At 41.6% G+C, this 22564-nt stretch carries 20 protein-coding genes; 15 read left to right on the top strand and 5 right to left on the bottom strand.

Annotation, left to right across the window (positions count from 1 at the left end; all coding sequences use genetic code 11):
• Positions 1-127 precede the first annotated feature (127 nt).
• The gene (gene ccsA, locus ACT3CD_RS09105; protein WP_444644998.1) at positions 128-3217 is read right to left on the bottom strand and encodes a cytochrome c biogenesis protein CcsA; all 3090 of its coding nucleotides are present in this window, start codon (positions 3215-3217) and stop codon (positions 128-130) included.
• 454 nt (positions 3218-3671) lie between these two features.
• Positions 3672-4598 (bottom strand): lysostaphin resistance A-like protein, encoded by a 927-nt coding sequence (locus ACT3CD_RS09100; protein WP_444645198.1) that lies wholly within the window; start codon positions 4596-4598, stop codon positions 3672-3674.
• Positions 4599-4933: 335 nt separating this feature from the next.
• Here ACT3CD_RS09100 and ACT3CD_RS09095 point away from each other — a divergent pair, with 335 nt between their 5' ends.
• The 9 genes from ACT3CD_RS09095 (at position 4934) to ACT3CD_RS09055 (ending at position 15161) form a co-directional block, all read left to right on the top strand.
• The gene (locus tag ACT3CD_RS09095) at positions 4934-5677 is read left to right on the top strand and encodes an ABC transporter ATP-binding protein (protein WP_444644996.1); all 744 of its coding nucleotides are present in this window, start codon (positions 4934-4936) and stop codon (positions 5675-5677) included.
• 26 nt (positions 5678-5703) lie between these two features.
• Complete coding sequence (locus tag ACT3CD_RS09090) at positions 5704-6951, top strand: ABC transporter permease (RefSeq protein ID WP_444644994.1); 1248 nt, start codon at positions 5704-5706, stop codon at positions 6949-6951.
• Between the two features lie 121 nt (positions 6952-7072).
• Positions 7073-8299 (top strand): ABC transporter permease, encoded by a 1227-nt coding sequence (locus ACT3CD_RS09085; protein ID WP_444644992.1) that lies wholly within the window; start codon positions 7073-7075, stop codon positions 8297-8299.
• Positions 8300-8335: 36 nt separating this feature from the next.
• Positions 8336-9418 (top strand): efflux RND transporter periplasmic adaptor subunit, encoded by a 1083-nt coding sequence (locus ACT3CD_RS09080; protein WP_444644990.1) that lies wholly within the window; start codon positions 8336-8338, stop codon positions 9416-9418.
• Positions 9419-9688: 270 nt separating this feature from the next.
• Complete coding sequence (locus ACT3CD_RS09075) at positions 9689-11041, top strand: TolC family protein (protein ID WP_444644988.1); 1353 nt, start codon at positions 9689-9691, stop codon at positions 11039-11041.
• A 255-nt stretch (positions 11042-11296) separates the two neighbouring features.
• Complete coding sequence (gene tsaB / locus ACT3CD_RS09070) at positions 11297-11989, top strand: tRNA (adenosine(37)-N6)-threonylcarbamoyltransferase complex dimerization subunit type 1 TsaB (RefSeq protein ID WP_444644986.1); 693 nt, start codon at positions 11297-11299, stop codon at positions 11987-11989.
• A 220-nt stretch (positions 11990-12209) separates the two neighbouring features.
• Entirely contained in the window at positions 12210-13001 is a 792-nt protein-coding gene (locus ACT3CD_RS09065) for a DUF3108 domain-containing protein (RefSeq protein WP_444644984.1), read from the top strand.
• A gap of 93 nt (positions 13002-13094) precedes the next feature.
• On the top strand, positions 13095-13664 hold the full coding sequence (efp, locus tag ACT3CD_RS09060; protein WP_444644982.1) for an elongation factor P: 570 nt from the start codon (positions 13095-13097) through the stop codon (positions 13662-13664).
• Positions 13665-13928: 264 nt separating this feature from the next.
• On the top strand, positions 13929-15161 hold the full coding sequence (locus ACT3CD_RS09055; protein ID WP_444644980.1) for a PP2C family protein-serine/threonine phosphatase: 1233 nt from the start codon (positions 13929-13931) through the stop codon (positions 15159-15161).
• Here the strand turns inward: ACT3CD_RS09055 and sfsA are convergent.
• A complete protein-coding gene (sfsA, locus tag ACT3CD_RS09050) occupies positions 15158-15850 on the bottom strand; it encodes a DNA/RNA nuclease SfsA (RefSeq protein WP_444644978.1) in 693 nt (230 codons plus the stop codon). The genes ACT3CD_RS09055 and sfsA overlap by 4 nt on opposite strands.
• 27 nt (positions 15851-15877) lie before the next feature.
• Positions 15878-16699, bottom strand: coding sequence for an ATP-dependent sacrificial sulfur transferase LarE (gene larE / locus ACT3CD_RS09045; RefSeq protein WP_444644976.1), 822 nt, complete (start codon positions 16697-16699; stop codon positions 15878-15880).
• 130 nt (positions 16700-16829) lie between these two features.
• On the opposite strand from larE, the gene ACT3CD_RS09040 reads away from it, so the two are divergent.
• The 6 genes from ACT3CD_RS09040 (at position 16830) to ACT3CD_RS09015 (ending at position 21069) form a co-directional block, all read left to right on the top strand.
• On the top strand, positions 16830-17093 hold the full coding sequence (locus ACT3CD_RS09040; protein WP_444644974.1) for a YkgJ family cysteine cluster protein: 264 nt from the start codon (positions 16830-16832) through the stop codon (positions 17091-17093).
• Between the two features lie 136 nt (positions 17094-17229).
• Positions 17230-17793 (top strand): ribosome recycling factor, encoded by a 564-nt coding sequence (frr, locus tag ACT3CD_RS09035; RefSeq protein WP_444644972.1) that lies wholly within the window; start codon positions 17230-17232, stop codon positions 17791-17793.
• A 229-nt stretch (positions 17794-18022) separates the two neighbouring features.
• Positions 18023-19240, top strand: coding sequence for a DcaP family trimeric outer membrane transporter (locus tag ACT3CD_RS09030; protein WP_444644970.1), 1218 nt, complete (start codon positions 18023-18025; stop codon positions 19238-19240).
• A gap of 12 nt (positions 19241-19252) precedes the next feature.
• Positions 19253-19432 (top strand): hypothetical protein, encoded by a 180-nt coding sequence (locus ACT3CD_RS09025; RefSeq protein WP_444644968.1) that lies wholly within the window; start codon positions 19253-19255, stop codon positions 19430-19432.
• 57 nt (positions 19433-19489) lie between these two features.
• Complete coding sequence (locus ACT3CD_RS09020) at positions 19490-19957, top strand: DUF4268 domain-containing protein (protein ID WP_444644966.1); 468 nt, start codon at positions 19490-19492, stop codon at positions 19955-19957.
• Between the two features lie 89 nt (positions 19958-20046).
• Positions 20047-21069 (top strand): agmatine deiminase family protein, encoded by a 1023-nt coding sequence (locus ACT3CD_RS09015; protein WP_444644964.1) that lies wholly within the window; start codon positions 20047-20049, stop codon positions 21067-21069.
• A gap of 36 nt (positions 21070-21105) precedes the next feature.
• Here the strand turns inward: ACT3CD_RS09015 and ACT3CD_RS09010 are convergent, their stop codons facing one another.
• Positions 21106-22422: an MFS transporter gene (locus ACT3CD_RS09010; protein ID WP_444644962.1), complete on the bottom strand. Its 1317-nt coding sequence runs from the start codon at positions 22420-22422 to the stop codon at positions 21106-21108.
• Positions 22423-22564: the final 142 nt, after the last annotated feature.

Below are 22564 nucleotides of genomic sequence, written 5' to 3'. Positions count from 1 at the left end.
CTATAATACTAATACAAACGCCCCTCCAACCCTTTTACAGACTGCAGCTCAATGATCAGAAACCCATTCCAGTCCATCGAAATAAGTCATATAAAAACAGCACGCGTGTGACAAATAAAATAGGGAATCATCGTTTGATCGACAATATGGACTTCATCTTATGCTCATTCAGCAACGCCAAACCTATCATCACCACCACTGCCGTTACTGCATAGTACAACGGTGCCGGAATGGGAACCGCTTCCCCAGCAGCATAAGAGTGCATCCCGACGAGATAATAATTTACACCTAAATAAGTCATTATAACTGAAGAAAATGTGATCAGCGATGCAATATTGAAAATGGACTTTCCCTTCAAACCAGGGATAAACCTGAGATGCAACACCAAAGCATACAATACTATTGTAATAAGCGACCAGGTTTCTTTAGCGTCCCAACCCCAATAACGGCCCCACGACTCATTGGCCCAAATACCACCAAGAAAAGAACCGATGGTCATAAAATATAACCCGGCGGTCAGAGCCAACTCGTTTACGATTGTCAACTCGTCAATAGCCAGCTGCAACCTGTTAATATTATTGCTATTACGAAATATCATTATTAACAAACTCAAAAAACCCAATATGGCACCCAAACCCAAAAAGCCATAACCGGCTGTTATCACTGCAACATGCAACGTAAGCCAATAACTTTGCAGCACCGGCACCAAATTGGTTATTTGTGGATTCATCCAGCTTAAATGAGCTACCATCATAACCAGTCCTGTAAAAGTAGCCGTGACCGGCATCACCAGATTACTCTTTCGCATCATCAATAAACCGGCCATCATGATTGCCCACCCAATGAAAACCATTGACTCGTAACCGTTACTCCATGGCGCATGTCCGGCTACATACCAGCGCAATCCCAATCCAAATGTATAATAGATGAACCCTCCCAGCAAAATAACTGAACCAATCCGCATCACCCATTTATCAGGAATAGAAGGTTGTAACAGCACAGCCATTTGATAAAGCACCAGAAGCAAACCCAGACCAAAAAACAACGTCGAAAGCCAAAGAAAAATGTTCAACCGATTATAAAGACGCTCCATCCTGCCATGTTGCACCGAAGGTAATATTTGACCGCCATACTCCTGCTGATAGTGATCCATCTGCTGTAACCGACTCAAAGCCGAAACCCTATGATTTTCCTTAATATCATTAATAAAATTGGTCATGATGGAAGACATGTTCAAGCTGTCATCCCCCACTTCCTTCATCTCTTTATTGTTGGAGGTAAGCCATGGTGCGAGACTATTCGCCGGATTGGGAAACAACTTATGAAAACGCCCCATCTGCGTCAGATAAAATACATTTACCTGTTCGTCAACTTTTATCAATTCCTGTTGCAATTTGCTGCGGTGAGCCGGACTCATTCGATAAGCATCGTCCACCAGCTGATGGATAAGATATTGCCCCTGCGCGTTAAAAAAATCACTAAAAGCAGCTTTCTTCACTTTTAAATTTAACAACTGGCGTAAGGTTTCATGCTTCACCGTAATCATTGGCATAGACTGCCACTCCAACGGGAATGTCAACATTCCCAGCACGACCTGATCAACCGTAAGCCCCATAAAACTATTGTGTTTCACCAGTTTTACCACCACTTCCTGATGCAAAGAATTAAGCGGCTTTATGCGGCCACCGTCATCCTGCACCCACAAAGCCCCAAAGGATTCGGCCACTTCTTTGTCGGGCACTGGCGGCATCTTATCCTGAGCAAAAGAAGACCCAACAAACAAGAAAAATAAAATGACCGATAATAATTGTCGTTTATGATGAATCTTACTGACTTCGCTCATCAAACGACGAAAGCGCGTTCCCGGCTGTATCAGAGCCAGCATCATTCCCAAAGCCATCAGGAAATACCCCAGATAGGTCAAAACGGTGCCAGGACCATCATGATTCACCGACAAAACCGTACCTTTCTCATCCTGATCGTAAGAACTCTGGTATAAACGATAGCCACGATAATTCAAAATATTATTCATAAAAATGGAATAAGACTCCTCTATATTTTTCTCCCGATCAATAAGCGTCACTTCACTAATATAAGCCGAAGGACTCTCTGACCCGGGATACCTTTCCAGAATAAAATCGTTCAACCGGATAGAAAAAGGCAACGTAATGGGTTTGGCACCATAACTTAACTCCAGCAGCCCTTGTGGCAACTCAACATGTGTTACTTGACCAACTTGCCCATCACGACCAAAAGCTGCGGCCTCCGTAACCATACCGTCAACAGCAACATCAAACAACACGGCATGGGGCATCCCATTATCGCCCCCTTGAGTAACCGGCACAGGCATCATCCGAGCCTTAGGCAAATAACGACTTAACACAAGTCGAACACGACCAAAATCGTAAATTACACCTCTTTTCAGGCGGTAACGACGATTAGGCAAAAAAGAAGTTTTTTGTGTCTCGCCACCATCTGTCCGAACAAAAGGAAAACGAGCCAAAAACTCAGGCGCATTGTTATCCCCGGAACGATAAAGTAAAACGTCAACACCGGTAGTATCCTTAGGTTCAAAACCCACTGTAACGCCATCAAAACGAATGACATCCCCTAACTGCAAAAATTGTTGACCAGGCTGCATACCATCTAAAAATGTTAAAGCCATCACCGGACCACCATGTTCATCCACAACAGGCTGACTCACTGCATTGGGAATAAAACCCGTGCTCTTAATTTTTACTCGCACGTCATTCGCCTTCAAAGCCGCATTAAATTCAAAAGGCGTTGCCACAGATAAAAACGAAACTTGACTGACTTCATCCTCTTCATTACCAACTATCCAACGCACGTTTATAACCGGATCAGCAGATAACATGACATTATTAACTGCTCCCTCGCGCACCGCAAGCAAGCCCTCTGCACCAAAATAACGCGTTATACCGGCGCCTAAAACAATCACAAAAAAGGAAAAATGAAATAAAAATACCGCTATCTTATGCCTACGCCACATCTTATAACCTATAATATTAGCCAGCATATTTAAGGCGAGCAACAAAAAAATTGCTTCAAACCACCTTGAATTATAGACCAAAGCTTTGGCTGCATCTGTGCCGTACATACTTTCTAAAAAAGTAGCCATTGCCATTGAAAATGCCAAAACAAACAACAAACTTCCCATCATCCAGGGCGCCGCGAAATATTTTAAAATCTTTTGCATGAAAGTAACGGTATCAATTCTTGTTAAATGAATCAAATATAATAATTCTGCTTTAACAGAATATCTCAGATATAGTTCTAAAGAAAACAGAAACAGAGAATTGCACTCAATCAGAATAAATATATCCTCTTTAACAGAGAATTTCCTATAAAAACACCATCAATTGAATTAACCGGTAAACGCCAATTTCAGTGTTCCCCTTATTATCAAAATAGTCGTCTACACCAGTAAACACATATTGATTAAGCTACACAAAACCGAAAACTGATCTTTCATAGCTCAAACTCCGAATTTTATGAACAGACACTAATTAGTGCCTGTCCATAAACTAAGTGTTTGAAATATAAAGTTCAAATACGAGGCTCGCTACGTCATAAAAATCAAGGAGTTTACTTTTCGTAAATGACTGTTTTTATGACAAGCATAACGAAGTAGTTGACTTTATAGACAAACACTAATTATGGTTGGAGATCACCACAGGCAGCACCAGCTTAGACCGACTCCGAAACCATCCAAACAGACCTGTCATAAAAACAGTCCCTGCCAAAATAAGCCACCAATCGGGTCGTTCAGCACTACTGTCCAAAGGATTTACGCCAGGCATATGGGCTCTGTAGTAATAAAACATGATAAAAGAAAGCAGGTTATTGGTAAAATGGCCTAAAATCGGATACCAGATGCTTTTACCATACACCAGAAGATAACCCAACAACGCACCCAATAGCAAACGAGGTGCAAAGGTAAAAAACTGCATATGTAAGGCACTAAAAAGAATTGCCGTAACCCATACTGCAACGTGATGATTCACCACGGCTTTTTTTAATGACGTCTGAATAGCGCCACGAAACAACAATTCCTCACCAAAGGCAGGTAGCAGCACCATCATAAAAAAATTAACAACCACAGGGCCGATACTGGATGTATCTAAAAATTGAAAAATAAGAGAATTGGCAGAAGCCTCCGCATTTGACATCCAAAGTTCAACACCGCGCAAAAAATCCGGCAAATCCATCTTAGTATTCACATAACCCAACCAACCCGTTAATGGCTGAACAGACACAAAAATCAAAACAACAACCAGCAAAAACAAGGGTTTAGGAGTTCTGAATTTCAACCAAAGCAAAGGCTTGCGCGACAGCATAAAAGCAGCCAGTAGGGAAGGGAGAATAAAAACCGTAAGGCTTTGTGTCATTTGAAGATACTTCAACAGCGATAAAGAAGCCTGCCCCTTCGACATAGCCATCAAATCATCCACGCCGAAGAATGGCACTGCTACCAAAAAACCTAACACCGTTAAAAAAAGAGCTGAGGTCAGCACAAAAATCAAAACCATAAAAAACTTCAGGGTAGGGTGTAGCCCCGACATCACACCAGTCTTCATCGACACAAAAAATTAGTTTACCACACAAAAATACACTTTTCTCATTGCCCGTTTAAATATATTGTAGAATTCTTACCGCCTTCATAAAAAGAAAATCAGCCAGTAAGCTTTTCAAAATGGCAACGTTAAATTTCATCAAACCGCCCGATATCGGACACTCAATGTTCATATTCAGACATCTGTATTAACAAAAAAAACACACAACTATAGCACAAACAACTATGAATGAATTCGTTAAAAATATTGGTCTAATGGTTGTAAGAACAAAGCGACCGAAAAGTTTCATTTCCAGCTTACATCGTCATAACTTTAAAAATAAATAAAACCAACATACAATGAGCAAAAGCATCATCCACGTCGAATCATTGCACAAATCGTATATCACAGGCAATAATTCTCTGCATGTACTCAAAGGTATTGACATTGACATTAAAGAAGGCGAAATGGTAAGCATCATGGGCTCCTCCGGATCCGGGAAATCAACACTTCTTAATATACTGGGAATTTTAGATAATTATGACGCCGGAACATACCAGCTGGATGGCATTCATATTGGAAAAATGAATGAAACCAAAGCAGCTCGATTTCGCAACCAGTATATTGGCTTTATATTTCAGTCGTTCAACCTTATTTCGTTCAAAAATGCCATGGAGAATGTCGCTCTGCCTCTCTACTATCAAAAGGTAAGCCGAAAAAAAAGGAATATTATGGCATTAGAATACCTTGATCGTTTGGGATTAAAGGAATGGGCAAATCACCTCCCCTCCGAAATGTCGGGAGGGCAAAAACAACGCGTAGCCATTGCGCGGGCGTTAATATCGCAACCAAAAGTCATTTTAGCTGACGAACCTACCGGCGCCCTCGATTCGCAAACATCACTCGAAGTGATGGATATTCTGAAAGAAGTAAACGAAACCGGTATTTCGCTTATTATTGTGACGCACGAAAATGATATTGCAGCACGCACCCAGCGCGTCATTCGTCTGCACGATGGCATTATAGCCTCATCGGGGAAACAAGATGCTGATGGCAACCTTCTCACAACAGACAAAAATGAAATGGCCGGTGTGGCTAAATAATCATTCTCTATAAACCACAGAAAACTATGTTCGACTACATAGAAGAAATATTAAACACCCTTAAAAAAAACAAACTAAGGGCTATCATGACAGGATTCAGCGTAGCATGGGGTATCTTCATGCTGATCATCCTGCTGGGTTCCGGCAAAGGTTTGCAAAATGGAATGGAATTCAGTTTCCGGGGCTCTTCCAAAAATGCGATATGGGTGCATCCCGGTGAGACCAGCGAGTCGTATGAAGGACTAAAAAAAGGACGACGAATCCGATTTACCAACGAAGATTATAACGCACTAAAAGATGAGCTCCGCGGCGTCAGCAATATTTCAGGCCGTATGTACCTTCGTGACAATGCGCCACTCACCTATAACAACGAATACGGAATTTATTCCATAACTTGTGTCATGCCCGAATACAATGGCATTGAAACTCTCGATATGGTAGAAGGACGTTTCATCAATAAAATCGATATTGATGAATTTCGTAAAGTCATTGTTCTTTCCAGGCCAATTGTAGAAATCCTCTTTAAAGATGAAGACCCGATGGGGAAATTTCTAAAAGTTGGCGGGATCTCTTTTAAGGTTGTTGGTATTATTGAAGATCCGCAACAACGAGATTCAAAAAAAGCATTCCTGCCAATCTCCACCGCCCAACGTGTTTTCAATGGCGCTAACCGAATTAACAATCTGGCTTTAACCACCAAATCGACCACCGTAGAGGAAAACAAACAAATTGAAGCCTCGGTAAAAAAAATTCTGGCTCGGCGGCATCACTACTCCGAAACCGATGAAAAAGCAATTTTTGTGTGGAATACATTAGAACACTTCAAACAAGCACAAGGTGTTTTTGCAGGCATTCGTATGTTTATCTGGGTTATCGGCATCATGACCATCATTGCCGGAATTGTAGGCGTCAGTAACATCATGATTATTCTGGTTAAAGAACGTACCAAAGAAATTGGTATTCGCAAAGCCATTGGCGCTTCGCCACTCAGTGTTGTCTGGCTGGTTTTGTCCGAATCACTGTTTATTACCGCTATGGCAGGCTTTATAGGACTATTCATTGGCATGGGGGTATTGCACATACTTAACATTGTACTGGCTCAGGTGTCGCAGGGCAACGACCAGATTAACTATATATTCAGCAATCCTTCCGCTGATTTTGGTGTAGCCATTGCTGCCGCAATCGTACTGATATTTGCTGGCCTGATTGCAGGTTATATTCCAGCTCGTAAAGCCGCCGCCATTAAACCCATTGACGCTTTGCACGACGAATAAAAACAGACCGCAAAAAAAACAACGTTTAGCGTAAATAATATCAACAATCATCTAAAACCAATATACCGTGTTCGACAGAGACAGATGGCAGGAAATAATAATTGCCATAAAACAAAACAAAATGCGGAGTTTCCTCACTGCCTTTGGGGTAGGCTGGGGAATCTTTATGCTGGTGGTGATGACCGGCGCCGGAAACGGATTAGTCAATGGCATTACAGAAGGAATAAAAGACTTTGCCACCAACAGTGCATTTATATGGACCAATCTCACCACAAAGCCATACAATGGTTTTAAACAGGGCAGGTCATGGAATTTCACCAATAAAGACATGGACATTATCCGTCGCGAAATCCCTGAAATAGAAGTATTAGCACCCAAGCTGCAAGGATGGAATGTGTCGCAAGGCGAAAATGTTATCCGTGGCCTCAAAAGCGGTTCTTTCACCGTAAATGGTGACGTTCCTGAATATAACTTCATCGACCCGTGCGATATGGTTTATGGACGTTTCTTGAATAAACTGGATATGGAACAACGCCGAAAAGTTTGCATCATTGGCGAGCGCGTTTACGAAGTGATGTTCGACAAAGACGAAGACCCAGTAGGAAAATATCTAAAAGTAAGCGGCGTTTGGTTTCAGGTGGTAGGTGTTTTTAAATCCCGAAACCCCAACATTAATATTGGCAGTAATAAAAAAGAAAGTATATACGTCCCATTCACCACCATGCAACAAGTCTACAACTATGGCGAAACGGTTCATTTCTTTGGTTTTACCGCTAAAAAAGGATACAGCGTAGAAGCCACATCCGAAAAAGTAATGACGCTGCTAAAGAAAAACCATTATGTTGCCCCCGACGACGACGATGCCATGGGACACATAAATGTGGAAGAACAAGTAAAAACCATGTCGTATGTATTTATTGGCATCAACCTGTTAATTTGGATTGTTGGTATCGGTACCCTGATAGCCGGAGCCGTTGGCGTTAGTAATATTATGCTGGTTATTGTAAGGGAGCGAACCAAAGAAATTGGCGTGCAACGCGCCATAGGCGCACGCCCCTCTATCATTGTTGGTCAAATTATTTCCGAATCGGTGTTCTTAACCACCCTGGCCGGATTCATAGGGCTCGCTCTTGGAACTCTGGTTTTGCACCTGGTGGACATCGCGCTGGAATATGCCAAAGCGTCTCAACCACCAGATGAAGGGACCTTCTTTGCCCATCCGGAAATTGGTCTGTTCCTGGCTCTGACCTCACTGGGAATTCTGATCATTACGGGTATTATAGCGGGACTCATTCCGGCACGAAAGGCCATCCGCATTAAACCAATTGAAGCTTTAAGACACGAATAAAACAAATAACTCACATACCAAACAAACTATTGACGTATGAAACGATTTTTAAAAATTTTCGGATTGCTTGTGTTCGCAGGCCTGGTTCTTTGGGTATTCTACTATCTCTATAAACAATCAAAACAGGAACCCGTGACCTATGAAATTGAATCTCCTTTCAAAGATAATATCATTAAAAAGACGGTTGCAACCGGCTCGGTTATTCCACGTCAGGAAATAGAAATAAAACCTCAGGAATCGGGCATCATAAAGGAGATATACGTCGATCCCGGTAATATTGTTAAGCAAGGCGACCGCATAGCACAAATTCAAATCATTCCTGAGATGATAGAAGTCAACTCAGCCGAAAGCAATGCTAAAAAAGCAAAGTTGGCTTTTCTGAATGCAAAAACAGAATACGAACGAGCCAAGGAACTTTACAACCAAAAAGTAATTGCGCTCTCCGACTTCGAAACCCAGGAACTAAACTATAATACTAAAAAAGAAGATCTGGAAGCTGCCGAAAATCATCTGCAACTCATACAGGAAGGCGTAACTAAAAAAATGGGGTCGCAAACCAATACGGTTATTCGTTCTACCATTGATGGCATGATTCTGGACGTTCCGGTGAAAAAAGGTAACTCAGTCATCAAAAGTAATACCTTCAACGACGGCACCACTGTAGCCATAGTCGCCGACATGTCGGAAATGATTTTCGAAGGAATGGTCGACGAAACCGAAGTGGGTAAAATTGAAGAAGGGATGCATCTCATGCTATCTGTTGGGGCTATCAACGAAATGTCATTCGAAGCAATCCTTGAATACATTTCACCCAAAGGGATAGAAGAAAATGGAGCTATTCAGTTTGAAATCAGAGCTGCCGTTAAGCTTAAAGAAAACACATTTATTCGCGCCGGTTACAGCGCCAATGCCGACATAGTCCTCGACCGTCGTGACAGCGTGCTGTGCATTCCCGAAAAAGTTCTTCAGTTTAGCAACGATTCCACTTTTGTTGAAGTTGAAACCGACCCTCAAACCTTCGAAAAACGTCAAATCAAAACAGGCTTGTCGGATGGCATCAACATCGAAATAATAGAAGGTTTATCAAAAGCTGACAAAATTAAAGTGCCTAAAATTTAAACATCTTAAAGTAATTTCGATGACAAGATAAATCGTTCATGCGACCAAACGAGAAAACTTCATCTTTCTTTATCAAACAACTTTTTACAGATGAAACGACCATGCTAAAAGATTTATCACACACGGGGATGTTTGCTGCATGGGAGTTCCACGTGGCCTTAACAATCAAATTATAAACACATGAAACGAGCCATGAAGACACTTCTTATTCAAAAAAAAGAATCATTTTGGCAAATTTCATGTGACAATTAAAACTCAAATTATAAAGACATGAAACTTTTTCATTCCTTTCTATACACCATTTGTCTGGCACTTCCCATGTTGGCAACGGCACAGGAACAAAAGCCTGAAGGGCCCTGGTCGCTGGAGCAATGCATTAACTATGCCAAAGAAAATAACCTGACGCTTAAGCAACAGGTTTTAAATGCACAATACAACGAGAACCTATACAACCAAAAACGGTATGATTTGCTGCCGACCCTTAACGCCAGCTCCAGTTATAACATTTCAATGGGACGGGTTCGTGATAATACGACCTTTCAAATATCGAATGTAACGACTCAAATATCGGACTATGGCATTTCGTCGAGCACTCCGTTGTTTGAAGGATTTACGCGCCGTAATGCCATCCAAAAGGGACGACTTGATTGGATGGCGGCCGTAAAAGATGCCCAAAAAGCAGAAAACGATCTGGCACTCAACATTGCAGCACTGTATATGCAGATTCTATTTGACAAAGAATTGTTGCTTGCCGCCAAAGCTCAACTTGAGGTTGCTAATATGCAGGTTGAAAGAACTGCCATCCTGGTAAAAAACAACCAACTGCCTGAAGGAAACCTACTGGAGGTGCAATCAATCGCGGCCAGCGAAACATATAACGTCACCACTCTGGAAAACAACCTCTCACTTTCGTTACTGGACCTGGCTCAGGCACTTGATCTCGAAGACATAACTAATTTTGATATTCAAAAACCTGAAATAGGAGAATTAACAGGCATGGAAATGGCCGACGTTAACAGCATTTACGGACAAGCCGTCGCCACGTTGCCGCAGATTGAGTCCTCAGAATTACAACTTCAAAGCAGCCTCAAAGACGTTGAAATAGCCAAAGGCGCTTTATATCCCAGACTATCCTTCAATGCGGGTTGGGGCTCCAATGTGTCAAAAATGAAAGACCAGGCAAATTTTGACTTTGCACAAAGTTTCAAAGACAACAGTTACGAATACGTCGGTCTGAGTCTTTCCATTCCCATATTCAACGGTCTATCGGCACGCCAGAATGTCAAAAACGCTAAGATCGGTTATCTGAGCGCCCAACACGAACTGGAAAAACAAAAACAGGTACTGCGTAAAGACGTACAAAAAGCCTATACCGATGCACAGGCTGCTTACAGACAATATCAAGCCGGAAAAGCCACTGTAGAGTCATATAAAAAATCATTCAGTTACACCGAAAAACGATTCAATCTGGGGTTGGTAAACACCGTTGACTACAACGTGGCTAAAACCGATTATATAAAAGCAGAGTCTGACCTGATACAGGCTCGCTATACCTATTTGCTACGACTAAAGATACTGGATTTTTATCAAGGCAAACCACTGGCTACTGAGTCATTTCAATAGACCTACATTGTATTTGCAAGAAAGTCCAAATTCTGCGTTATGCTCGTCCTCAACATGATCATTGACACCAGTAAACTTACATTTTCCGGACTTCACAAACCTTCAGTATGAACTCCGGACTGTTAGGTCAGTTACTGTCATAAACAAATAAACGTCGTATTAACACATCCAGAGGACTTCACCGTTCACGAAGTCCTCTGGTCTATACCAAAGCAATCATAAAATTTGTACATTTGCGCCATACAACTATCATTCATGGCATTCATTTTATCCATTGAAACATCAACAACAGTCTGTTCGGTTGCTTTATCGAAAGACGGGCATACCATCGCCACTTTAGAAGAACATCGGGCTAACTCACATGCTACGGTACTGACTGTATTAATCAACCAACTTTTAAACAACGAAGGCATCAACACCAATCAGCTGTCGGCCGTAGCAGTCAGTTCAGGTCCCGGCTCATATACCGGGTTACGCATTGGGGTGTCGGTGGCAAAAGGCATTTGTTATGCCTCTAAAATTCCACTCATAGCTTTGCCAACACTTCAAATAATGGCAGCTAATGCGGTAAGCAAAATGGATACAAAAGAAGATATTCTGCTGTGCCCTATGATTGATGCACGTCGCATGGAAGTTTATTCTGCCCTTTACCGTTGCAATTTAAAGTTAGTAAAGGATGTGACGGCAGAAATAATTACAGAAGACAGTTACAGAAACTTACTAGCAACACAAAAAATATTGTTTGCAGGCAATGGCGCTTCCAAATGCCAACCACTTATACAACATCACAATGCCCTTTTCATTGATGACGTTTATGCCCCAGCCGCAGAGATGGCGATTTTAGCCTTCGAAAAATATAATACACAGCAATTTGAAGATGTGGCCTATTTTGAACCGTTCTATCTCAAAAATTTCATTGCGACCATACCTAAAAAGAAACTTTTGTAATGCTTAGGCAATCTATTTTCAACTTTCTGCACTTTTTCCACCGCTCATAAACCACTAAAAAAGAACAAATTAAAAATTAACGCCAAACAATCCTTTCTCTTTTGAAACAGAAAAGGCCCATGATTTGTAAAAGGATAACAAGATACGTGCATCATAGCCCGGATTTTTCTATAATATAAACGAAACGGCGACACAGGCACCAAAACTTAAAAGAGAAAATATGAGAAAGCTATATGTCATATCATCCCTGCTATATATTTTAAGTGTATATTCGTTAACTGGTCAGGTGCCTGAAAACAAAACCCAGCTGCAATCGTTCGGTGCGGGCGAAGAGTTGGTATACACCATGAACTATGGATTTGTAACAGGAGGAGAAGCCATTCTTTCAGCCAAGGATACCGTTCTTTTCGGGAAAAAATTACTGCATCTAACCGGAACAGGTTACACAGTAGGATTGGCCGATGCAATATATAAAATCAGAGATACCTACGAAAGTTTCTGCGACCCCGAAACCTTGTTCCCCGCAAAATCCATCAGAGATATCCGGGAAGGACGCTACCGCTATTACAACGAAGTTATATATAAGCACGGGCCCGACTCAACATGGCTCGAAAGTCAGAAATCGGGACAAAAATATGTGCCGGCCAACATTTATGACATCATTTCAGCTTTTTACGCCGGCCGCGAAAAATACTTTAACGACAGCATGAAAAAAGGCGACGTCATCACCTTTCTATCCTACTTTTCCGACGAATTATTCCCGCTGCGAATCCGGTATATGGGCATTGAAACAATCAAAACAAAATTCGGGAAACTGGAATGTTATAAATTTTTGCCTGTTACAGAAGTCGGCAGAGCTTTTAAAACCGAAGAAGATATGCAGGTCTGGATTACCCGCGATAAAAACAAGCTCCCGGTCCGCGTCAGATTCAACCTGACGGTTGGTGCCTTTGTGTGCGATCTGGAACAATTCAGAGGCCTCAGAAACCCTTTTTCCAGCTTTGTTCCTTAAACATCAAACAAGTTGCTTAAAAAAGTGCATATTTAATTGTTTTCCACTATTTTTGCAGTCGAAAAAATTAATAAAACAATATAGCTACCTGATATGGCAACTACAGCAGATTTTAGAAACGGAATGTGCATTGAATTCAACGGTCAACTATGCACAATTATTCAATTTCAGCACGTAAAACCGGGTAAAGGCCCGGCTTTTGTTCGTACAAAACTGAAAAACATTGCTACCGGACGTGTGTTGGAAAATACATTCTCATCAGGCGTAAAGGTTAACGAAGCACGTGTAGAACATCAACCTCACCAATTTCTGTACAAAGATGATATGGGTTACCACTTCATGAATATGGAATCATTTGAGCAACTAAGTATTGAAGAAACCCTGGTTGAATCGCCGGATTTAATGCGTGAAGGTCAGGAAGTTGATCTCCTTTATCATGTCGACAGCGAAACGCCAATTATGGTGAACCTGCCTCAGTTTATAGTATACGAAGTAACCTACACAGAACCCGGCATGAGAGGTGATACCTCTTCCACCTCCTCCCTGAAGCCTGCCACCATCGATACAGGTGCAAATATTATGGTTCCTCTATTTATTGAACAGGGCGAAAAAATTAAAGTTGACACCAAAGAACGCACATACGTAGAAAGAGCAAAAGAATAACAAACGTCTTTTTTTACAAAAAAACATTCGAAAAGTTCGATTTCTCAAAACGAAATCGAACTTTTTTTGTTAATAAATCATAACCGCGAAGTTTAATTTAGAATCATTAACTATTGCCGTCGTTTTTTTTTGTAAATTTAGAAGATGTTGCATTCATTTAGGGAAATACAATCATAGATTTGCAGTTTATTTGCTTAACCCATCTTTTAGTTTAAAAGAAATAACGGTTTACTATTGTTTAAACTGGAAAACCTATAGAGGAAAATGATTACAAAGACAAAGAAACGGCGGGTAAGACTCTATAAAGACAGGCTAAATCTTTTGCTTGACCTGGCACAGACCATCAACGAGGATCACTCTATTGAAGATTTATTATCGGAGTTTGAAATTTTATTGCGCGAAGAACTTAACGTTGGAAAAATTCTCGTATTCACCTTGTCTGATAAAGGCTGGATGAACCTTCTAAATTCGGGTGTTTCCAAATCCGAAGTCGACGAAATCAATATTGAAAGGGATCTTTTGCGCTACAAGCAAATAGAAAGTATCACCCTGTCACCCCCCGACAATTTAAAAGGCTTCGATGCCATCATTCCATTATACCACCGGTTTAAAGCCATTGGATATGTTCTTATCGGCGATCTGGAAGAAGAACGCGAAGGAATCAGCCCAACCATCAAACACCTGAAATTAATACAGATCATATCAAATCTGATCATTGTATTCATTGAGAACAAACGAATGCAAAAAGCTTCCCTCGAACAGGAGACCTTCCGTCGTGAAATGGAACTGGCATCGCGCATTCAAAACCAACTCATACCCGGCCCCGACGAATTTCCCAAACACAAAAAACTCTCAATACACACTATTTATCTGCCTCACTTGAGTGTTGGTGGCGACTATTACGATTTTATTCAACTTGGACGTAATACCATAGGCTTTTGCGTGGCCGATGTTTCAGGTAAAGGCATCTCGGCAGCCATGCTTATGTCGAACTTTCAGGCTGTAATGCGCTCATCATTTACCAAACGAATCAGCCTTAAAAAACTTATCAATACCTTAAATCAAAGGGTAAACGCAAGCGCCAACAGCGAGAAATTTATCACGATGGTAATTGGAAAGTATAACTTCATGAGTCGACGTCTCACTTATGTAAACGCCGGACACCTGCCACCTCTGCTTTACGACCCGGAAAAGGGGCAATTGATGAATTTGACCAAAGGCTGCATCGGACTGGGAATGTTAGATTTAATTCCGGTAGTAGAGGTCGGTCATGTAAAAATAACACCCGGCGCCAAATTTATAGCATTTACCGACGGACTCGTCGAACTCGAAAAAGGAAATATTATCACCAACGATTTGTTATCGGTAAAAAGAATTATTACCAATCAGGATCCCCTTGAGAAGAACATACAGGATGTACGTACCTTCATCGCACGCAATTTCGATCGGCGCTCGGTTTTCGACGACATCTCCCTCGTGGGAATGGAATTTCGCTAAACCGTATACGGCAAAAGTTTCAAAATAGAAATTTCGTCAGGTGTGACATTGACCTGCAATGGAAATACTTCCACCCCTTTATCAACCGCTTCTTTTAACCCCGCCGCATAATCCGGATCGATCTCCTTTGCCGGCGCAAAGGAGCTGACATCTGTTCGTTGAATCACATATACCATCACCGCTCTCATCCCTTCCTTCTTCAGCCGGATAAGCGTATGAAGGTGTTTCAATCCGCGGGTCGTCTTAGCATCAGGAAACAAAGCTCTGTCATTCTCGCGCATACTCACATTCTTAACCTCTATGGCACACTGCTCAACGCTGTTTTCCGCAAAAACATCCAAACGACTCTCATCAAATTTCACCTCCCTGATAGCACGATCATACCTGTCTAAACCCGGAATTGATTTATTCAGAATAGCCTCATGTACCAGCTGATTCGGATTGGCGGTATTAATACCAACCCAACGGCCGTCTATCTTTATCATTTCCCAGGTAAAACGGGTTTTACGTTTAGGATCATCCACCGGCGAAAGAAATACTTCAGCCCCTTCTTCCAAACAACTCTTCATAGAACCACTATTGGTACAATGTGCGGTAACCACTTCACCACTATCGAGCGTTATATCCGCCAAAAAACGTTTGTATCGCTTAATTAAAGTACCATGAACCAAAGTGTGCTTAAATTGCATATCAGCTTTTTTGAAAACTATTAACAATTATTTTTTCTGAAATGGCAGAACCCTGTTGAGCTTTCCGGATACCAGTCCTTCTTCATCAATTTCAGTTTGCGAGAATCCGATTTCTTCAAACACGATTGAAACCTCAGCGGCCAATACCTTCAAAGCTTCAATTTGAGAAGCCGGCACTTCAATGCGGGCTCTTCCATCCAGATAACGGACTCTGACATCTGAAAATCCTTTCTGCGAAAGCCACTCCTCGGCCTTCTCCACCAAAGCCAGTTTTTCACGTGAAATAGCCGTTCCATAAGGGAAACGGCTACTCAGACATGGACTGGCCGGCTTGTTCCACACTTTAAGACCTGCTTCACGCGCCATGGTACGAATATCTTCCTTATTCATACCACAATCGGCCAAAGGACTATACGATTGAAATTGACTGGCAGCCTTCATCCCAGGTCTATAGTCGCCCAAATCACTTACATTATTCCCATTCACCATCACAAAACCCGGATAATCACGAATCTGCAATCTATTCATGGCCAAATAAAGTGAACTCTTACACCAAAAACACCGGTCAGCCGGATTTCCGGCATAATTAGGGTCGTCCAATTCGCCCGGATGAATAATAACATAAACGATGTCGTTCGACTTGCAAAAATCTATCGCGCTCCGCAAATCACTACGTTTCAAACTAGGCGAATCACCAATGACAGCCACCGCCATTTCGCGGGGCAATGACTGACGGGCAGCCCAGGCCACCAGACAGCTATCCACTCCTCCCGACAATGCCGTAAGGACACCTTTACGTTGTGAAAACCAAAGTTTTAAGGCGTTATATTGTTTTTGTGTCGTTTTCATAAATAGTAATTCATACCAGTTAACTTCAATTTTATAAAGACAAATAATGCGTTATGAATGTTTATCGCATTCAAACAAAGAATTTGAAATAAATAAATCAATGCTTAATTTAGCGTAAAAATAACAAATTATGGAATGCAGGGAGAAATGTGGCGCTTGTTGTATTGCTATTTCAATAACATCACCCATTCCGGGCATGCCCAACGGGAAACCCGCCGGCATACCATGTATTCATCTGACCGAAGATTACAAATGTGCTATCTTTCATTCGCACGACCGACCCGCTGTATGCCACGGCTTTAAAGCCGAAAAACTCATTTGTGGCAACACACGCGAAGAAGCCATAAATATCATCACCCGCCTGGAACAAGGAAGTTTTGAAGATTTTATTTAAATTTCCGTATATTTATTAAAAAACATTAAACAATTCATCCACAAACAAAAAAACCGGATGAAACACGATGTTCGCTGTTTTTTATTGACGATTGAATTTATCCCCATCATCGTTTTCAATTAATATCTACAGAACCATGGAAGAGCAAATAAAAATTGTACTTGACCATGCGACTCAAAAAATGGACAAGACTATTGAGCACATGGAACGTGAAATGGCAAAAGTGCGGGCCGGGAAAGCCAATCCCCGTATGCTCGACGGCATTGTTGTTGATTACTACGGCACCATGACCCCTCTATCGCAGGCTGCCAATATTAATACGCCCGACCCGCGTACCATAGCCATTCAGCCATGGGATAATAAATTAATCCCCATTATCGAAAAAGCCATTATGGCCGCCAATTTGGGAATGAATCCCGAAAATAACGGCGAAATTGTTCGCATCAACATACCACCGTTAACAGAAGAAAGACGCAAAGAGTTAGTGAAATTGACAAAAAAAATCAGTGAAGACTCGCGCATTGGTATCCGTACCGTTCGACGCGAAAGCATAGAAGAACTGAAAAAATTAAAAAAAGACGGTTTGCCGGAAGATTTGGCGAAAGACGCAGAAGACAAAACACAAAAGCTCACCGATACCTATATGACGACCATAGATGAAATGCTTACAACAAAAGAAAAAGACATAATGACAGTCTAATAATTCAATGCCAACCGTACTTTGTCAAGGTTTCATTGCAAAATGAAACACTTTTATCTTACACAAAAATAGTCCTGCAAGCGCTAATTATTTTTAAAAAATCCCAAACAAAAATTAAGTGCTTGTGTAAGTCCCAAATGTTTTGTTTTTTTGTGCCTGATTTTGTTGAACAATATTCTACAACAATCTCATTTTCAACAACCTACCATCTATCTACTAAAACTAACAAATGAGACTTACCGCATTATTGATGCTGGGCTGGGGTGTTGCCTCCCAGCTTTCCGCACAAGAAACAAAACTGGACATCAATATTCATGGATTTATAGAAGTTGACGCTGCGCAGAACTCCCGCGCGTCCAATGCTGTCCGAAATGGACATATTTTTCTGTATCCACTTGCCGAAAATTTGGATAAAAACGGCAACGACCAAAATGACAGTGGGGATTTTGATCTGGATGCCGGACGCAGTCGCGTCAACCTGACGATCACAGGACCCGTCATCAACCAATTAACCATTATGGGCTATTTGGAAGCCGACTTTTTGGGCAAAGCCCCTAATTATGACAATAATTTACGCCTGCGACACGCCTACATAAAACTGGATTACAACAATTTGACCTTTACCATAGGACAAACCTGGCATCCCCTGTTTATACCTGCCTATTGTCCAAAAACAGTCAATGCCAATGTCGGGTCGCCAATGCACCCACTCAACCGAAATCCGCAAATCAGAATTAACTACAAAATAAACAGAGGATTTGATATTATGCTGGCCCTCGTTGAACAAAACAACTTCCGATCAACAGGTTTTACGAACGGAAACGACGACGCAGGCATGCCCGAAATAGACCTTCAGCTTCAGCTTGGAGGAAGCGGAAACGTACAAGCCGCTTTTACTGCCGGCTATAAACGTCTGGCTATTCCACAAACCGATGAAGCAACATGGAGCAACCAACCCACTGTAGAAGGGTTTCACTATGAAGCAAATGTGCTGTTTAAACAAAACAAATACAACATTAGCGCCGGTGCTCTCTACGGCGATAATTTAACCGAACATGTTATGCCGGGAGGCATTGGGTTAGTCGCAGGGTCCGATGCCACAAACCCCGAATACGATCCCATGCGCATTGCCACTTGCTGGATCGATATTAACAGTAATTCAAAAAAATGGATTCCGGGCTTTTTTGCCGGCTACCTGAACAATCGGGGCGCATCAAAAGAGATAACAGTGGAACCATATTTTTCACGTAACCCGGAAGTGAAAGACGTTTTATCAATATCACCCCGGATACGATATCACCTTACGCCGCAAGCAAGTTTAAACCTGGAGTACCTCTATTCACAAGCAGGCTGGGGGCACGGCACCTATGATGCAAACGGAATTCCGCAAAACGTAAAAAACTACGTCAACCATCGCACCCTTTTAGCTGTTAGATATACATTCTAACAACAATATATCATGCGAAAAAAACTGTCAATTATTGCCATATTGATGATAACAATAGGCTTCGGAATGGTTCACAATCCTTCCATTGTTATAGAAAGAGCCAGTATTATTATGATGGGTATAGGCATTGCCTATCTTATCTACCTATTGGTGGTTTCGCGACCAAAAAATAACGAAGAAAACCAGAACTAAAAGGGTTTATTTATCTTTGCTGAATCATATCGTTCGCAACCAAAAAAATGAACAAAAATGTTCACCAAAGAAGAGGAAAAAAATATCAGACTGGAATTCTGGCAAAAACTTAATAATAAAACCAGACGATTGCCCGGACAAAAAGGACGAAAACGTTTCTGGATATACGACAATACAGGCGTCAAAGGCCTCGACCTGCGTTTTGACGTAGATAGAAGCAAAGCCTGCGTGGCCCTGGAAATTAATCACTCCGTTGAAGAGCGAAGGCTAATGCTATATGAAAAACTTTTGGCCACAAAAAAACTCTTCGAAACAGAATTTGGCGGTCCTCTGACATGGGATTTCGCTTACGAAAAACCAACCGGCGAAATGGTTTGTCGTGTTTATACCCAACAACCAGGCGATATTTTAAACCAATCGGAATGGCCAAATATGACCTATTTTTTGATTGACAATATGATACGCCTCGAAAAAGCTTTTTTAGAAGTGAAAGACTATATGCAATCCACCATCAATAATTCATGATACGCATAAAATAAAATTATTTATTGCTGGTTCGTCTCTTCTAATGACGTTTCTACTTTTAACATAAGCATTGATAATAACATTTAAGTATGAACAATCTCCTTTTACCTTCCGAATGGGCATTGCAAAGTGCCATTCTGATGGCCTGGCCTCATGAACAAACCGATTGGGCATATATGCTCAATGAAGTACAGGCGTGTTACAGAGACATCATTGCAACTATAACCCGGTTTGAGGATGTGATACTGCTGGTACCCAATCAACGGGAAAAAGAAAAACTAGCCAGAGAGATGTCAACCCGCGTTCGACTAATAACAATTAAAACCAACGACACCTGGGCCCGTGATTTCGGACCAATATTCATCAAAAATGACAAAAACTTCGTCGCTCTGGATTTCAAATTTAACGGCTGGGGATTAAAATATGCTGCCGACAAAGACAACCTCATCAATCAACAACTATTTAAAACAGGCCTGTTCAACACCAAAGTAAACTTCGGCAACCGGCTGAATTTTGTGTTGGAAGGCGGAGCGCTCGAAACCGATGGAGAAGGCACACTCCTTACCACCACCCATTGTCTGTTATCGCCTAACCGCAACGGAGAATGGACCAAAGAGAAAATAGATAATTATCTCAAAAAACAACTGGGATTATCACGCGTATTATGGCTAAACCATGGCTATCTGGCCGGAGACGATACAGACAGCCACATCGACACACTTGCCCGATTCTGTACACCCAATACCATTGCTTACGTTCAGTGCAACAACTCTCAGGACGAACATTATGAGGCACTTCAAAAGATGGAATGCGAACTGAAAACTTTTAAAACAGCCACAGGAGAGCCTTATAATCTAATTCCACTACCCATGGCCGACGAAATTATAGTCGATGACGAACGCCTGCCGGCAACGTATGCCAATTTTCTTATCGTAAACAACGCCGTACTTGTCCCAACTTATGGAAGCAACAAAGATCAATTAGCAATAAAAAGTCTCAAAACAGCATTCCCAAAGCATACAGTTCAGGGCGTTAATTGCCTGCCCTTAATTAAACAACATGGATCGCTCCACTGCATCACCATGCAACTACCTCTGGGCTGTCTAATCTAAAAAATCAAAGACACCCTATTCACCAAAATTTTAGCTTCAAGCCTGAGAGGGCAGACGGGGATTTCTGATGCCATAGGCACTAATAGCCATGAATACCATAAAAACCAGTGCGAGCCAGGCCACTCCCGAGTACGATTTAAACAATGTGAGTGACAAACTGAATGCAATTGGGGCCAATGCACTGGCAAACACCACCATCGACATGGCCTTTCCGGAAATGGTACCCAGATATTTGCGACCAAATAAACGAGGCCATGCGATCGCATTCAATACGCCAAATAAACCACCGGTCGTTCCCAGTCCGCCAATAACCAAATAAAGACCCCATCGGTATCCCAAAGCCGACATTCCTATTGCCGCCAAAAAACCGCCGGTAATCATAAAATAAAGAATATACTTCAATCGGATATAATCTGATAAAAAATTAAAAACCAACGAAAAAGTAACAGATATAATCGAGATAGGAATAAACACCGAGAGCGCCACCGTCTTATCAAACCCTACACTTTCAAAAACAGAAACAACATGAAAAGTGAACCCGGTAATAAAAAATGAATTATATGCCAACATCAGACTATACACCCAAAAGACGCGTGATTTAAAAGCCTCCTGAGGCTCAATACTTTTAAATTCCTTTTTCTCAATGGCTTTTGACGTTGGCTTTGCAGGTGTGCCATCCGGAATAAGGCCATACTTTTCCGGACTATCACGATAAAACAAAAAAGCAATACCAGCCATTATCAGCATGGCCAGACTCATTACCCGCCAGGCACCATCCCATCCAAAACGAGTAATAAGACTATCGATGAGTACAGGTGCCATTGAAAAACCTATCGTCACACTTAAAGCATTTACTGCATTAACCCGTCCACGATAACGTTCAAACCATTTCATCACCATATTTCGGGACGACATCGTTAAAACCCCCTGCCCACTGAACCGGAAAAGGAAAAAAACAATGGTGATAAGGATAAAAGGAACCAACCAATTTTGAATACCTATGGCAGACTGAATAACATCGGACACGATATTGGTATATGAAGCCACAAACAAAGAAATAGCTAACATTAAAGCAGCAGCCGTTGCAACAGCTCTTGCTCCGAAACGATCGAACCAACGACCAGCTGAACTAATCAAAAATGAACTCCCCAAAGTGCCTAACATATAGGCCATACTAAACTGATCACGGCTCAAACCCAACACATTTTTGACCGGATCGGTAAACGTTGATACACCAATCGTTTGGCCCGGAATACTGGCCCACACTCCCACTGTTCCTAAAATCATAACTACATATCCATAAAAAAAAGGAAATGCAGCCGGATTTAACACATTAACGTTCATCTTTCTCATGGAGTCAAAAGTAGTGATTAAGCCTCCAAAGTAATGACTTTTAACAGGTTTTAAGATAAAAAAGATACGTTGCGTGTATCCATTTCATAATATGAATTCCACCCAACCTCTGAAGACATATTATTAAGTGCCCGCAAACACT

Source organism: Geofilum sp. OHC36d9, from assembly GCF_052400685.1.
Classification (GTDB): domain Bacteria; phylum Bacteroidota; class Bacteroidia; order Bacteroidales; family Marinilabiliaceae; genus CAZHHH01.
This window is presented reverse-complemented; position numbering and strand designations above follow the sequence as displayed.